This is a genomic window from Raoultibacter timonensis, assembly GCF_022845715.1.
GTDB classification, from domain to species: domain Bacteria; phylum Actinomycetota; class Coriobacteriia; order Coriobacteriales; family Eggerthellaceae; genus Raoultibacter; species Raoultibacter timonensis.
In genome coordinates this window covers 26,330-41,152 of sequence record NZ_AP025564.1, presented here as the reverse complement: position 1 = coordinate 41,152, position 14,823 = coordinate 26,330, and the positions used below count along the sequence as shown (strand labels likewise).

Genomic DNA, 14,823 nt, shown 5'->3' with positions numbered 1-14,823 from the left:
TTACTTAACTTCCTGGTAAAAAGAACCAGAATCATCCCCATTCGCTAATGCTTGCGAAGCTTCGTACAATCTATCAGAATTTTTCCCATCATGATGAAAAAAGAACTTTTGACACCGCTTTTGATAAACAGTCTGTTCTATATCGTCATTCTCTGTTCTGCTAAGAACAAGAGCCAACTCCGTGATGGCATCTTCAGCGTTAGTGGACAGCGGCCCGAATCCTTCATTCTTATCGAGTGAAAAATCCAATTCTGAGTATTGGTTTAAGCCTGCTTTAAATTCCTTATAGTCCGGAATAAAGTACAAAATGTCACATCCTGCATATACGAAATCAAATGCGTATGAAGAGTAATCTGTTATCACAACAGCATAGTCGCTCTCTAAAATCTGCTCTGAGGACAAGCTGACGTTATCGTTATCAAATACAAACAGATGTTTATAGCAAGAAAAATTTGGATGAAGCTTGATTTCAAGTGAAAATCCCCATTTTTCTAGAAGCCGTTCCTCGATGAGCCTCGTAATAAATGTCTTTACCCCGCGGTAAAATGAAGAAGAGATCAGCAAGTCATCCACAGCTGTTCTTCGAGATGCCTTTCCCGCAACAAGATAGGCTCTCCAAGAAGGAGCAAACAGAATTTTTTTCTTTGGTCGGATATTTTCGACAGAAATCATATCGAACCGCGGCATACCAGAATAAATAATTGATGAATCAGGAAAGCAATACCGATGAGTCAGATTAGTTGCTTCGAGCTGAGTTGAGATCACAATTTTATCAAACAACAGCCTATCGTACGAAATATACCACGGCATTCGCGCATGAAGAACTCCGTGCTGCAAGTAAATTAGCTCCTGCTTCCCAGCATAGTCTCCAAGACCGTCGTATGTTGATTGACTCATTGGCCGATATGTGAAGCTTTCTACATATGAAGCGAAGATTATTTCTGCCTTTAGGGAAAGAAAAACGTGCTCAACTGTTTCGCATTTTACAACATGCCCTAGAAGGACAGGGTGTTCTTTTTCCAGCTGCTCTCCGCAGTTGCTTATATAGTATCTTTCGATTCCGTCATCTTTTTCAATATCATGAAGAAATTGGATCAGAGCATTGCCCTTTGTTGGGGACGCCGGCAAATCAACATATAGCCATACGCGTTGCTTTCCGCGTCTCATCATAAGCATCGAAACAAGCAGACGCTTTACGAGAAAACTCCGGTCTTCCATAGCCTTCTTTGCAAACAGCAAAGCGGTTGACGCTATTCGTTTCCGATGGATTATCAAGTTATCGCCAGATACTTGAAGCATACATTTTCGGAATAGCGCGGTACCGTCAACAACGAAAGCATTATGGCGCTTTAGGGTTAAAGCTACATCGATCCTTTCAATCGGCCGACGCGACACTTCTGCGACAAACCAATAACTAATCGGATGACGGTCAGGCTCGGCTGGTATCTCTAATGCAAAATTATAGCTTTTTGCCGTTTTGACCTTTGCTTCGTTGTATTCAAAGGATGAAGAGCCGAGCAAAACCTCAACCCTTTTTTCCCCGAAGCAAAGGAAAAGGATCGGCTGTGAGTCAAGGATAAACGCTGGGCAATCGAAGTGGCCTCGCATTAATAGATGTCCCGCCGATTCTAGGCAATGAGTAATTGTGATTTTTGGTTTATCCGTTTCCCAATACTTCTTGTTTATCGATACCGTAGTTCTCTCACAACCATACGAGACTGAAACCTCTTCTTTAGACAGGATGTATCTGTTAAGCAAATAACCCTTATGATATTCACTAAGGTATGGTGATCTAGCATACGAGAGCATCGGTATCCGTTTGAGAATTGAAGCTAGTTGCTGCTCTTTTCCGCTCCTTTCATCTCCTGTACAAAATGTTGGGAATAAGAGATCACCTCGCAAACGCCAATCTATGTTGTATAAAATCAATTGGTATGCATATTCCTTCATTGCAGGGTTTTCTTGAGCTATATCGAGCAGCGATTGATACAGCGTAATCATATCGTCAAAAGCGTATAAAGGATTGTTTCCTTGCCTGGAAGCGTTACTTCCATCCTTTGTATATATGTACTCGGCTTTCGAGCAATAGCCTATCTTTGCCTTGCCTTTAAGCTTTTCGGTAATAAAAAGCTGGTCCTCTCCCATTTTCATGCCATAAGCAAACACCGCAGCATCTGGATCCTGCTCGTTTCTAATGCAAACATTCATCGTTGTCTGCGCCACATACGGATACTTCTCTAGATCGTAAACTCCATCCCCATCAAACCATGTCTCTCGTTTATGGGATTTTCTGCTCCCGGTATAGGGGTTAAAATACTGAAGAGGGTAGGTAACAAGATCAGCGTCTTGTTCGCATTTTTCGAACACAGAAACAAGGCTTTGTATAGTGCCTGGAGAAATCGAATCATCCGCATCAAGAAACATAATGTATCTACCTACTGCGGCCTTCATTCCCGCATTTCTTGCAGCAGATACCCCTTGGTTTGTTTGCGAGATCAACCGAATGCGTGAATGCCTTTCAGCCATGTTGCGGCAGAGCGATAAGCTACTATCAGTCGAGCCATCGTCAACAAGAATTATCTCAAACGATGCTTTGTTCCCTGTTTGTCCAAGGACAGACTCGACACATTCTTCCAAACGATCCGCCTTGTTGTAAACCGGAATCACTACACTCATAGAGATTTCACTTTTAAGAGAAGCCATTTTTATCCGTCCCAAACACTTCGCGAACTATTCGATCAGTAGCGTGTCCATCACAAGAAGACATGAAACGTTGCCTAAATTTTGTTACTTTTTCACCATCATATCGCTCATCTAAATGCATAAGGTACTCGATCAGATCCTCGTTGTTTTCAAAAACAGGCCCAGGAACAAATTCTTCGTAATTGTAGTAAAAGCCTCTCCAATCATCATAGTCGCCTTTGTCGTAAGCAAAGAAGAGCATCGGGCGCTCAAACAAAGAGTATTCGAACACAATAGATGAGTAGTCGGTAATGCAAACGTCCGCGACGCACAGGAGATCCTCTATTTCAATTGCTCCAGAAACATCAAAAGCGAACCCATCGCAATCCTTCGGCACCGCTGGATGATCCCGGACGAAAGGATGATGCTTAATCAGAAGGACGTAATCCTTGCTTAAGGTTTTGCGCAGCCCATCTATATCCAATCTATCCGGGCCAGATGCCTTCGACACTCGCCCTCTGAAAGTAGGCGCGTAAAGGATTACTTTTTTATTCTTAGTTTGAGGAAACAAATCCTGCACATGCGCCCGCGCCCTCAATATAAAGGCTTCAGAAAAAAAGACGTCTGTACGACTGACACCAAGTGGCTTGATTATGTCGCGCTGCTTCTCGAGCCCCATAGCCTCCGCATAAGCCCAAACAACTTCGGGGCTGCTTACGGTAACCAGCGACAAGTTCTTATAAAACGGGTGTCTGAGAATCTGCTCTCTCGTACCTCCAAATTTAAGATCAGCTGTACTCATTCCCCATTTCTTAAAAGCGCCACACGCGTGCCACAGCTGCACTACCTTGGTTTGATCCCTTAAGTTCACACAGCTAATCACATCCGAAGCGTCATTTAAAAACACATATTCCGCTGTTGCTATTTCCCTTAATGCATGCACGCAGTGAACGAAATACGTAAACCTCGGCACGCGATGCTGTCCTAGCGATATATAGAGAAGGTTATAATCCCCGCACTCCTCAAGCGCACAATAAAGGGTCTCAAAACTGTCGGGCATTTTCTCTTGCTTCGATTCCAGGAACACCACTTTATTACACGCAAGTGACCTTTTTGCGGCACAGAAATAGACAAAGGGCAGTATGATTCCAAGAATTACATCTTTTACTATCGATCTGATCGCGTTTCTACAACAAGATGCAACGTTTTTGCCCTGTTCGCCTACATTGTTTTCACTCATATGCTCATTCCTTCTCCGCAATCCACCGGATAGCAGCATCGACCAATCGCTCAGTCGCATTGCCTTCGTACTCGGCTATTGCCCCTTTTGCAAACCTGGATAAGGATTCTTCTGGATATACGCTTAGACCGCATAACAATGCGTCAATATACTTTAGCAGCTCTTTTTTATTTAGAAAAACAAGCTGCGGGCATTCAGCCATCGGATCAGTGTTCAATCCCGGAGAAAGACGATACTGATCTATATCGGGAGTATAAAACAATACCTTTTTCCCAAGAAGAAATGCCTCATAAACAATCGACGAATAATCGGTTACCACGATAGAAGCTCTTTGAAGAAGCTCCTCTGCTCCCCCCGAAGCAACACCAAGAGCTTCTAGCGGATGGAAAGACCATTCAACCAAAGCGAGTTTATTAAGGTACCTCCATTCGTCTCCCTGATACAGTTCTCTAAAGGGATGTCTCGCCGTTTTTTCTTTTCTTAGCGTCGGCGCGAAAAGGACAGTTGGACGATCCGATGCGTCGCCACTTTCGGGTTTGATACTTTTTAGAATGTTTTTGCTCGGGAGGACGCTGAGTTTTTCTTCCTGCCGAAGCATCCTCAATTCATCATATTCTGGTCTATGAAGCAATGCTACTCTACTTTTTGGGTATCCAAACGCTTCTGCATAAACGGATCTGCAACCTTCGCCCGAGCATAATATCCAAGAGTAGTTCGCATGTACTCTGTATAGATCAAGCTCAAAAAGAGAATGCCCTTCGGAAGTATCATGGGATTGATAGCCAAATTTTTTAAAAGCTCCGAAAGCATGCCAAATTTGCACGACCACAGGCTCAACAGGAAAACTATTGTGAAAAAAGGGCGAGTCCGACAAAGGCAAATCGAGCTCCTCGCTAGTACTCTTAAATTTTATAAAACCTACTACGGGATCATATCTATCGAGAAAGCACGCTCTGCAGCGGGCAAGATGGTAGATCTCCAAAATGACATGGACCGCATATTTGAAAGCTGTTTTCTTTGATAGTTTTTGATTCAAATAAACAGGCGTGTAGCCTCTTTTTGCGAACTCGCATCCTAAAGCAAGATAATCATGCGACGGAGTATTTGCTTGTCGAGAAGCAAACAAGATCTCATCTTTGCGAGAAAAAAGGCAGAAAAACCTGTACAGCACGTTAAAAACGAACCGCGCGCATACAACAAAAACTCGCTTAGCAGCATTTCGCATTCAAACAAACCCTGTTCGACGCAACCCTACATGTTCCATTGCATTATTGTTTTCCCCATAGGTTTTCGCATATCAACCTCGAATGCGGTTTGGATATCTTGAAGATTAGACACTGCATGGACGTGCCCTATCAAACTTGATAGATAGTCAAGAATATCTGGGTGTTTTCTATACAATTCAACAACCTGCACGAAATCGACTCGCCCGCTGCGGCTATTACCAACGAAACGCAATCCCTTCTCCAAAACCATTCGTGTGTTTATTGGCACGGAATTTTCGACAACACCCAAAAGAGACACTGTCCCTTCAGGTTCGATATGCTCGATAATCTGCTCAATTGCAGAAGCAGAACCCTCTCCCCCGCAACATTCAAAAGCATGATCAACTCGTGCTTTGACAGGCATTTCGCTTGCCAGAAAAACATCTGAAACAAAAGTGAAATCGGCCAACTTCTGAGAGTTGCGACCAACCACGAAAAGCTCGGTATCCGGCAAAAGATAGTGGAGCAGCAGCGCCACAATGTAACCAACATTGCCGTCGCCCCAAATCCCTACCCTTCTCCGTCGGCAATGAGCAGTCAGCATAAAGCGGCGTATCGCATGCATTGCCACGCTTACCAACTCAGTAAATGCAGCAATATCGGCATCGATGCCTCGAGGAAGAGGAATAACTCGATTTGGCGACAGGACAACAAGCTCCTGCATGAACCCATCAAAGCCACTTCCGCGGAATTTACTGTCAGAAAGATAGTTTTCCGCAATAACCAGATCTTGCTTGGAAGGCTCATTCGGGATCATTACAACCAAGTCGCCACAATTATGCTCTCCCGTCTGATCGCTCACCACGCGACCGATTCCTTCATGAATCAAAGCCATTGGTAATTTTTTTCTTAAAACCTCTTCGCTGCGAACACCTTGATAATAGCGCTGGTCGGCATTGCATATTGATAAATTAGTGGGCCTAACGACAACTCTGTCGGCTGCGTCAACTTGTAAGAGAACCGGCTGAATCGTTCTCGGAGCTACGAGGCGATAGGAGCAGTTCAGCATGATTGTCCCTCTACAAGAGCGAGAGCAATCCGCATATCTTGCGGATATGTTATCTTGATATTCGACTCTTCGCCTCGAACCAAAGCGACGCTTTCCCCACGTAAAACCAATGCTTTACATGCATCAGTAAGAATCGCCTTTTCATCTTCGCTCAAAGACAGCATGAGTTTTTTTAAATGCTGCATCTTGAAGCTTTGCGGAGTTTGTCCCTGGTATAGCATCCTCCTATCGGGAATAACTGATATCGTTTCACCGTTCGCGCTCTCCACAATAGTATCTGTTGCCGGAACGACGGTATCGCAGGCACCGTATTTTTCGACTGCTCGAATGTTTTCCTCTATAACTCGGTACGTTACAAATGGCCTTACTGCATCGTGAGTTACCAAAATCGTGCCATCGTCGGCTCCATACTTCGTCTCGATGTGGTTAATGGCGTTCATGATTGTTTCATTTCGTACCGAACCGCCAGCTACAACATCTATTTGTCCAGCATGTTTCGAACAATATTTGTTAATGATGTCTTGAGATTGTCGAAGCCATGTTTCTGGACATAGCAGAATCACCCGATCGAAGAATCCGCTTACGCAGAACTTTTCAAGAGTATGCACAACTATGGGCTTGTCACCCATCATCAGAAACTGCTTTGGCTTATCGGGATTACCCATCCGAACACCAGATCCTCCCGCTAGAACCGCAGCATATACCCTACCATTCGCGTTGGACATAATCAGCCCCTTAGAAATTGCTCTCGTAATACGCCGTAGCTTCGTCGATTCCGCCGTCAAAAACCTTTGTTCCCTGATCTAGCACTATCCCTCGGCTGCAAAATTCTTTAGCCGATGAAGACGCGTGTGTAACAAATAATACCGTTACGTTTTCGTCAGTCATGATCTCTCGTATTCGTTCGATACATTTTTTTTGAAAAGCCCGATCCCCAACCGACAGAGCTTCATCAACCACCAATATTTCTGGCTCTATCGCAACAGCGAAGGCAAAGCCCAACCTTGCTTTCATCCCGCTTGAATATGTTCTCATCGGCTGATCTATATAAAGACCCAATTCGGCAAACTCGATAATACTTGGTTCCATCTCCTTTATATCAGAACGCTTTAGGCCGAGTATTTGCCCCCGCAAACTGATATTCTCCCTACCCGTCAATTGCATATCAAACCCTGCAGTAAGCTCAAGTAGCGCCGATACGCGGCCCTTTACGTCAACGATACCACTTGTAGGATGGGTAACACCCGTCACCATTTTTAGCGCAGTGCTCTTCCCGGCACCATTGCATCCAAGAAAAGCAACCGCTTCTCCTTTTTTTATTTCGAACGATAGGCTCTTGTTCGCATCAACGCTACCAAGAAAAGCCCCTTTCTTGTTATAGTTGAAAATCCCGAGAAATCGTCCCCTGTCGTTTTTATAAAGATTGTAAGTCTTAGTTACATTGTCAAAGCGAACCACAACTTCATTGCTCACACTCGTTTTGCATAGCGGTTTGATTTCTTCGCTAGAGGACATCCGCAACCTCCTCATTAAATCGCTTATATACGAACAGCGCTAATATCAATGTAATAATGAATGCAGCTGCAAAACCAATACACGCCATGGGATCATCCCAAAACCAGGTTTTTTCATAAAAGGCGCCCCGAAAAGCTGTAACAAAAAAGGTTATCGGATTAAACTGGAGCAATACCTGAACCCATTCAAGCGGTACGCCTTTTATATTGAAAAGCACCCCCGACAGCCAAAACAAAGGTGTTGACATGGCATGAACGAGATTAGCGACATCCTTGCTCATGGCAGAGAGTTGCGAAAAAAGAATCGACGCGACTGTCCAAAACAGGAACATCAAGATGAGAAGAAGGGGAACCTGAAGTAAATACGCGTCAAATCGCATACCGCAAGCAAAGTACATAACGAATAAAACAACCATCAACATAAGCTGAACGAGCATTGTCGCACTTGTGAAGATAGTGGAAATGCAGCTTAATGGAAACTTTATTTTGTTTACAAGATATGGGTAACGATGTAATACATCGATTCCCGCGCTCAGCATATCCTGCATAAAAAACCACGGGATGATTCCTGCACTAAGCCATAAAATATAGGGAGGTGCATCTGGGCTAGAGGCTCCGCTTCCCACACGCAACCCGACATCAAGAGCAAACCAAAAACAGAATATGTACATCCCAGGTTTGATGAAAAACCAAGCCCAACTCAGCACTGCGCCACGAGATTTTTTCACCAAGTCGAACAAAGCAAGGCGTGCGATTTGCTTTCGCCATTGCCAGTTGTCTTTTAGGATTGTCACCAAAGTTGCGAGCACGGTTCTCCTTACAATACCGAACAGCTGAAGCTTAAAATGATAGCATAAGCGTCTTAAACCCATACAACCCACGTGGCGAACTAGTTTTTTTCACGAAGTCAACAGGCGTTTTGCGTTAAGTCGAATCTAGACCGCCAGGGAGTGTCGCCTTTCACCCAGCCCCTCGTATCGCTTAGCTTGCGTCGTCTTCTCTCATGTCTCACCAAACTCAATCAGGCATCAGCAGTATCTATGGCTAGCATCAAATCGAGGTAGCTTAGCATCTTTATCGCTCAAAACTATTTTAGAGGGATCGAACTTGGATGCTCCCCCAAAGGAGGGCCACTCTATCCCAATTTCTGGGTCATTCCACACAATGCCGCCCTCATCATTGGGATAATAGATGTTGTCGCATTTATAGCAGAACTCAGCTTTTTCAGATAAAACCAAGAAGCCGTGCGCAAATCCTCTGGGTATAAAAAGCTGCTTTCTATTCTCGGCTGACAAAACAACGCCTTCCCATGCGCCAAAAGTTGGACTGCCCCGGCGCAAATCAACAGCAACATCGAATACTTCGCCAAGAACCACGCGCACAAGTTTAGACTGTGGATGTGCGATTTGAAAATGGAGTCCTCGCAATACACCTAACGTAGAAGAAGATTGGTTATCCTGTATAAAATCGACGTCGATTCCTCCAGCGACAAAATCCTTTCTTTTATATGTTTCCATAAAGTACCCACGCTCGTCGACAAAAGAAGCAACGCCTACTACAGTTACTCCTTCAATAGAGGTTTCGGTAAAAGTGAAGTTACCGCTCTGAATGCTCTTGGCCATAGCTTCTCCCTTACTCGTGGTGTTCATACATTTTCGAGTAATACTCTCGATATGCTCCACTAGTAACGCTCTCCAACCAGTCTTCATGAGCAAGATACCAAGCAATCGTCCGCACAATACCGTCCTCGAACGATGTTTCGGGATACCATTCTAGATCAGTTTTTATTTTTTTAGGATCGATACCATAACGACGGCCGTGTCCTTTACGATCCTCGACGTACGAAATTAACGAATCGTTGATTTCGGAATCTTGTAGGACTGTCTCGAGCTCTCGGACAATTGCTCTTACGATGGTTAGATTATTCCGCTCGTTGTGGCCACCGATATTATATATTTCTCCAATCTTGCCCTTTCGCAATACCATATCGATAGCCCTACAGTGGTCTTCTACATAAAGCCAGTCTCGAACGTTCAGCCCGTCGCCATACACTGGCAGTGCTCTGTGATGAACTGCGTTGTTTATAATCAAAGGGATGAGTTTCTCGGGAAACTGATATGGACCATAATTGTTCGAACATCTCGTTATATTGATTGGCAACCCATAGGTATCACCGTATGATTTCACAAATAAATCCGCTGCTGCTTTAGATGCCGAATAGGGACTCCGAGGGTCGAGAGGAGTGCTCTCCTGAAAAAAGCACTCCGGATCGTCTAGAGGAAGGCTTCCGTAAACCTCATCAGTCGAAACCTGCAAAAACCTTCGATTATCGAAAGATCTCTTTGACAATCCCCATGATTCCTTTGCGGCGTTGAGCAGATTGACTGTACCCACAACGTTCGTTTGCGCAAATACTTCAGGATCCTGTATTGATCGGTCTACATGGCTCTCAGCAGCAAAATTTACTACATAATCGATATCGTAGTCTTGGAATAATTTGCGAATTGCGTCCGTGTCACAAATGTCCGCCTGCATGAAAACATGACGTTCATCATCGGCGACGCTGTCGAGGTTTTTTATGTTTCCTGCATACGTAAGCTTATCAACATTGATAATGCGAACATCTTTGTACTTCTCTAGCATGTAGAGAACAAAATTGCTCCCGATGAATCCTGCGCCACCAGTCACAAGATATGTTTTTCGCATATTAATCCTCTTTCTCCGATATCATAATCTTTCCATCGCAGATTTTTTGCAGATATTCCCCGTAGGGAGACTTTCCATAAGCCCTCGCAGATTCTTCCAGCATTTCAAGCGAAATCCATCCTCTGTGGTAGGCGATTTCTTCAATTGAGGCGATCTGAAGCCTTTGGGAGCTTTCCACAACCCGAACCAACTCTGCTGCTTCAAACAAAGAATCCGTGGTTCCCGTATCGAACCAAGAGTAACCACGACCGAGCACTATGGCATTCAACGATCCATCTTCGAGATACATTTGATTTAAGCTTGTGATCTCAAACTCGCCACGATCTGACGGTTTTACCTGTTTCGCGAATTCGCAAACCCTATTATCGTAAAAATACAAGCCGGTCACTGCATAATTGGATTTAGGATGTTGGGGTTTTTCCTCTATCGAAAGAACCTGACCGCCAGCATTAAGTTCTACTACGCCGAACCTCTCAGGATCGTCAACGTAATAGCCAAACACAGTTGCGCCATATTCGGCCTTGCTTGCCTGCACTAAATGGCGTCCTAAGCCATTTCCATAAAAAATATTGTCTCCAAGAACAAGAGCGCATGACTCGTTTGCAACGAATTCTTCTCCGATGACAAACGCCTGGGCAAGACCATTTGGCTCAGGCTGCTCCGCATACGACAAATTCAATCCAAAATGTGACCCCTCACGCAACAAGTGCTCGAAATTCGGAAGATCGTGCGGCGTCGAAATGATAAGAATATCTCTAATTCCTGCCAACATCAACGTTGAAAGAGGGTAGTAAATCATGGGCTTGTCGTATACAGGCAACAATTGCTTAGATGTAACCGTCGTGAGCGGATACAAACGAGTTCCTGATCCGCCCGCAAGAACAATGCCCTTCATTCTAATCTCCTCATCATCGAACAGGCTTTATTACCACCTATTTTATTACTTGACTCATAATCTTCTACTTGAATCGACTCTTTATCAAAAGAAGCCATATTCTACTTTGGAGTTCAAATCAATCGTCTCAGAAATTACAATACCGCGTATAAACGGGGTTACGACACAGGAAACGACGGCAGCGAGACAACGCCCGACGGATCTTCCCCAGCGTCGACCGTCTCCATGAGCAAACTCCACGTTTCCTTGTCTTCGGGTATCACCCAAAGGCCCGCTTCGTTCACCGACCCCTTATGCGGCCCCGTGCACGTGTAAATGGTTACGTCGTCGCGATGCAGTAAAAAGTCTGCAGCAAGCGAGGCAACCAACCCGAAGTCCATGTTGGTTGTCGTATGCTCTTCGAGGTACAGAAGCGCATCATCGATTCCGCCAGGATTGGCAAGTACCTTTTCGATGAGGGACACCTCGATATTCCTCACGTTGACCTGCCGCAGAGCATCTTGATCTTCAACGTACTCCTTGCGTGCTCGGGCGAGCACCAGCGTTTGCGAACCATCGAGCGATTGAGATTGTCCCGGCGCAACCGTTACGTCTCTGCCCGTCGAGGGATCGTCGGTAGTAATCTTGAGCGGCACATCGACGACGGTGCCGCCAAGATCGTCGACGAGCGATTCGAACGACGTGAACGTCGTCATCATATAATAGTCAACGGTAATCCCTGTTAAGGTTTCGACGACCTTGACTACCTCGTTCGGATCGCCCCCCGCAAGAGCGTCGTTGATCTTTCCGCTCGTGCCGGCCAGCTGGGTATCACGCGGAACGGTGACCAGTGTAATGGTATAGGTTTCGGGATCGATTCGCATGAGCGTCATGATATCGGAATGCTGATCTACCTGAGCATGCTCGTTCGCCTTACCCGTGTAGAGCGCCGTTCCCTTGCGCGAATCGGAACCGATGAGCAAAACATACAGGGGATCGGATGTCGGTGCAAGCTGAGAACCCAATTCGTTCGGGCTGTATTTGGGACTGCTGGCATGCAGAAAGCAGGCGACACCGATAAAAGCCGCAGCGAACACAGTAACGCAGAGGACTGCCGCTGCAGCCCTTCTTCGAGAACGCGCTATCGCTTCTTGCTGGTTTTCCATTGCCTCAGTATACCATCTGGTAATACGAAGCATTCAGATTGGCATTGGTCGGCTTATTTATGATGGCGAGGAGTACGCGGGCCGTGCTTGCCCTTATTGTCGTAGTAGTGCCTCAAAACCGGTTTGAACAGGCCGAATTTCCAGATGATGAAGAACATGACCACAGCTAAGCCGAAGAATATCGCCCAGCGTACCGGTCCCGAAAAGCTTCCCAGCATGGTGCCGACAAACGCAAGCACCGCCGAGCAGACCCAGAGAACCGCAACGGCTCTTCTCTGACCGAGCCCCGCCCTCAGCAGCCGGTGATGAATATGCCCCATGTCTGCCTGCCCGACCGGCTTGTGACCCCGGCTTCTTCGAATGATGGCGGAAACGGTGTCGAGCAGAGGAATGCCGGCAATGACGAGGGGGACGAGCATGACCACGAAGCTCTGCGTTCTCACCACGCCCGTGATCGAGATAATGCCAACAAGCAATCCCAGCAGCAAAGATCCTGAATCGCCCATAAAGATCGAGGCCGGAAAAAAGTTGTAGCGCAGAAACGCAAGGCATACGGCGATAAGCGCAACGCATGCCATCGCCAACGTCGCACTTCCACGCATGAGCACCAGATACAGCAAACTTGTCGCCACAATAGCGATGATGCCGGTAGCAAGCCCGTCGAGTCCGTCGATGAGGTTCGTGATGTTAACGAACACAACGAGATACAGCACGGTCAGCGGGTAGTTCAACCATCCGAGATCGACGTAATCCCCGTCAATGAGCGAGCGGACGGTTCCAATGGTCACGCCGGCCACAGCCACGACAATAGCGGCAACAACCTGTCCCAGCAACTTCGGCAAAGCCGACATCTGGATGATGTCGTCGACCAAACCGACCGCGAACATCATGGTGATGCCGATGAACAGCAGAATGTAGTTGACTCCGCTGAGCACGTACAGGTCGACGATATCCCACCCGAAGAAACGCTCTGCAATCAGCACGGAAAGGCAGGCGGCGACCAAACCAACATACAGAGCGATGCCTCCGCATCGGGGCACCGGATCGGTGTTGAGCCTGCGATTGCTGGGATAATCGATCGCACCGATAAGCACGGCGATCTTCTTGGAAACGGGCACCATAAGGTACGTGACGATAAACGCCACGAAAAACACCGTTAATGCCTGATGCATCGCTAACAAGTCAAATCCCCATATACGTATTCGTGCAGCTCATATTAGCAGATATCAAACGGTAAACGCGCTTTTCTGCGATTTGGCGCGCTTTCCTTGCCAGACGGCTCGCACGCAGGACGCAAAATCCGCTCAGTTCCGCTCTCCCCGATATTCCTTCGTCCCCCTGATGCCGTCTCTCATACGGCGTGGCACGCCGAGCAGCGCATCTCCCAGCCGATACGTTTTCGACGAGCGAAGATCGTTCTCGCACTCTTCGAGCGCAGAGGCGGGATAGACCACCTCGGAGTAAAATGCCAGACGATCCTGCGGCGAAAGGCCACGGAGAAACCGTTCGCGATCGGCTTCGTCGATGTCTTTGAGCCAAATGCGCCCCGCTATAAGCGAGTAATCCACCATGCGGCGGCTCACCGCACGCAAAAACTCCTCTTCAAGCTCGTCGGCGTGCCGCTCAACCCACGCACGCATCTCCCGCACGCAGACAACGTGTCCCCGAACGTTTTCGACGGTATGCTTCGCCGTCATGGTCGAACCGCTGCGTACGCGACGCCGGTACAGCGGCTCGTTCAAGTACGAAGTCCGTTTCGATCGCACGAGCGTCTGGAAGGTGAACAGCACGTCTTCGTGGATGATGCCCTCGTAAAACCGGATGTGGTTCTCTTCGATCAACGAACGCTTCACCATGCGAAGCGGCGCATGGGGCAAAAACTCGCGATGCTCTTCGAAGTAGGTGAACAAACGCGGACCCGTGGTCACTCCGTCGAAAGCGGGGCGATTTTGGTATTCTTCGCGCACCTGGTCGAACAGCTCTTTCGATTCGTAGAACGCCTGCGCGGAGAAGTAGAGATCGTCGAGGTCTTGCTGCTCGGCCCGTTCGACGAGCTTCTCGAGCGCTTCGGGTACGAAGTAGTCGTCCGCGTCGAGCAGCACGATGTAGGTTCCCCGAGCTTGGTCGAGCGCCACGTTGCGGGCAACGCTCTGCCCGCCGTTTTTCTCCAACGCGGTGAACCCGAAGCGCCGATCGTCGCCCGCAGACGCGCGAGCGATTGCAAGCGAGCCGTCGGTCGAGCAGTCGTCAACGCATAGCACCTCGAAATCGGCGAAGGTCTGCTCTTTGAGCGATGTTATGCACGCTTCTATGTAGGGAGCGCAGTTGTAGAGGGGAACGATAACCGATACGCGAACCTCGTCCATG

13 protein-coding genes are annotated in these 14,823 nt (G+C 47.0%); all 13 read right to left on the bottom strand.

Features of this window, described 5'->3' with window-relative positions; genetic code table 11:
• The 13 genes from MWL89_RS00170 to MWL89_RS00110 all read right to left on the bottom strand — a co-directional run bounded on the left by MWL89_RS00170 (position 1) and on the right by MWL89_RS00110 (position 14,822).
• The gene (locus MWL89_RS00170; protein ID WP_244387480.1) at positions 1-2,703 is read right to left on the bottom strand and encodes a bifunctional glycosyltransferase/CDP-glycerol:glycerophosphate glycerophosphotransferase; all 2,703 of its coding nucleotides are present in this window, start codon (positions 2,701-2,703) and stop codon (positions 1-3) included.
• Positions 2,690-3,922: a CDP-glycerol glycerophosphotransferase family protein gene (locus MWL89_RS00165; protein WP_244387478.1), complete on the bottom strand. Its 1,233-nt coding sequence runs from the start codon at positions 3,920-3,922 to the stop codon at positions 2,690-2,692. Before MWL89_RS00165 ends, MWL89_RS00170 begins: the two co-directional genes overlap by 14 nt.
• A gap of 4 nt (positions 3,923-3,926) precedes the next feature.
• Positions 3,927-5,147: a CDP-glycerol glycerophosphotransferase family protein gene (locus tag MWL89_RS00160; protein WP_279611941.1), complete on the bottom strand. Its 1,221-nt coding sequence runs from the start codon at positions 5,145-5,147 to the stop codon at positions 3,927-3,929.
• A gap of 26 nt (positions 5,148-5,173) precedes the next feature.
• Complete coding sequence (locus MWL89_RS00155) at positions 5,174-6,196, bottom strand: alcohol dehydrogenase catalytic domain-containing protein (protein WP_244387474.1); 1,023 nt, start codon at positions 6,194-6,196, stop codon at positions 5,174-5,176.
• Positions 6,190-6,921 carry an IspD/TarI family cytidylyltransferase gene (locus MWL89_RS00150; RefSeq protein ID WP_244387471.1) on the bottom strand — a complete coding sequence of 244 codons (732 nt, stop codon included), beginning with the start codon at positions 6,919-6,921 and terminating at the stop codon, positions 6,190-6,192. Before MWL89_RS00150 ends, MWL89_RS00155 begins: the two co-directional genes overlap by 7 nt.
• A 10-nt stretch (positions 6,922-6,931) precedes the next feature.
• Positions 6,932-7,711, bottom strand: coding sequence for an ABC transporter ATP-binding protein (locus tag MWL89_RS00145; protein WP_244387469.1), 780 nt, complete (start codon positions 7,709-7,711; stop codon positions 6,932-6,934).
• The gene (locus MWL89_RS00140; RefSeq protein ID WP_244387467.1) at positions 7,701-8,519 is read right to left on the bottom strand and encodes an ABC transporter permease; all 819 of its coding nucleotides are present in this window, start codon (positions 8,517-8,519) and stop codon (positions 7,701-7,703) included. The genes MWL89_RS00145 and MWL89_RS00140 overlap by 11 nt, the downstream gene beginning before the upstream one ends.
• A gap of 219 nt (positions 8,520-8,738) precedes the next feature.
• On the bottom strand, positions 8,739-9,332 hold the full coding sequence (gene rfbC / locus MWL89_RS00135) for a dTDP-4-dehydrorhamnose 3,5-epimerase (RefSeq protein WP_244387464.1): 594 nt from the start codon (positions 9,330-9,332) through the stop codon (positions 8,739-8,741).
• A gap of 10 nt (positions 9,333-9,342) precedes the next feature.
• On the bottom strand, positions 9,343-10,416 hold the full coding sequence (gene rfbB / locus MWL89_RS00130) for a dTDP-glucose 4,6-dehydratase (protein WP_244387462.1): 1,074 nt from the start codon (positions 10,414-10,416) through the stop codon (positions 9,343-9,345).
• Between the two features lies 1 nt (position 10,417).
• The gene (rfbA, locus tag MWL89_RS00125) at positions 10,418-11,311 is read right to left on the bottom strand and encodes a glucose-1-phosphate thymidylyltransferase RfbA (RefSeq protein WP_244387461.1); all 894 of its coding nucleotides are present in this window, start codon (positions 11,309-11,311) and stop codon (positions 10,418-10,420) included.
• 158 nt (positions 11,312-11,469) lie between these two features.
• Positions 11,470-12,456 carry an LCP family protein gene (locus tag MWL89_RS00120; RefSeq protein WP_244387459.1) on the bottom strand — a complete coding sequence of 329 codons (987 nt, stop codon included), beginning with the start codon at positions 12,454-12,456 and terminating at the stop codon, positions 11,470-11,472.
• A 53-nt stretch (positions 12,457-12,509) separates the two neighbouring features.
• Positions 12,510-13,601 (bottom strand): glycosyltransferase family 4 protein, encoded by a 1,092-nt coding sequence (locus MWL89_RS00115; protein ID WP_244387457.1) that lies wholly within the window; start codon positions 13,599-13,601, stop codon positions 12,510-12,512.
• Positions 13,602-13,760: 159 nt separating this feature from the next.
• Positions 13,761-14,822, bottom strand: a complete 1,062-nt coding sequence (locus MWL89_RS00110) for a glycosyltransferase family 2 protein (RefSeq protein WP_244387455.1) — start codon at positions 14,820-14,822, stop codon at positions 13,761-13,763.
• Position 14,823 lies beyond the last annotated feature (1 nt).

Bases quoted from the DNA above. Each gene is read 5' to 3' on its own strand.
- MWL89_RS00170 (WP_244387480.1), bottom strand. From the start codon at position 2,703: ATGGCTTCTCTTAAAAGTGAAATCTCTATGAGTGTAGTGATTCCGGTT.
- MWL89_RS00165 (WP_244387478.1), bottom strand. From the start codon at position 3,922: ATGAGTGAAAACAATGTAGGCGAACAGGGCAAAAACGTTGCATCTTGT.
- MWL89_RS00160 (WP_279611941.1), bottom strand. From the start codon at position 5,147: ATGCGAAATGCTGCTAAGCGAGTTTTTGTTGTATGCGCGCGGTTCGTT.
- MWL89_RS00155 (WP_244387474.1), bottom strand. From the start codon at position 6,196: ATGCTGAACTGCTCCTATCGCCTCGTAGCTCCGAGAACGATTCAGCCG.
- MWL89_RS00150 (WP_244387471.1), bottom strand. From the start codon at position 6,921: ATGTCCAACGCGAATGGTAGGGTATATGCTGCGGTTCTAGCGGGAGGA.
- MWL89_RS00145 (WP_244387469.1), bottom strand. From the start codon at position 7,711: ATGTCCTCTAGCGAAGAAATCAAACCGCTATGCAAAACGAGTGTGAGC.
- rfbC (WP_244387464.1), bottom strand. From the start codon at position 9,332: ATGGCCAAGAGCATTCAGAGCGGTAACTTCACTTTTACCGAAACCTCT.
- rfbB (WP_244387462.1), bottom strand. From the start codon at position 10,416: ATGCGAAAAACATATCTTGTGACTGGTGGCGCAGGATTCATCGGGAGC.
- rfbA (WP_244387461.1), bottom strand. From the start codon at position 11,311: ATGAAGGGCATTGTTCTTGCGGGCGGATCAGGAACTCGTTTGTATCCG.
- MWL89_RS00120 (WP_244387459.1), bottom strand. From the start codon at position 12,456: ATGGAAAACCAGCAAGAAGCGATAGCGCGTTCTCGAAGAAGGGCTGCA.
- MWL89_RS00110 (WP_244387455.1), bottom strand. From the start codon at position 14,822: ATGGACGAGGTTCGCGTATCGGTTATCGTTCCCCTCTACAACTGCGCT.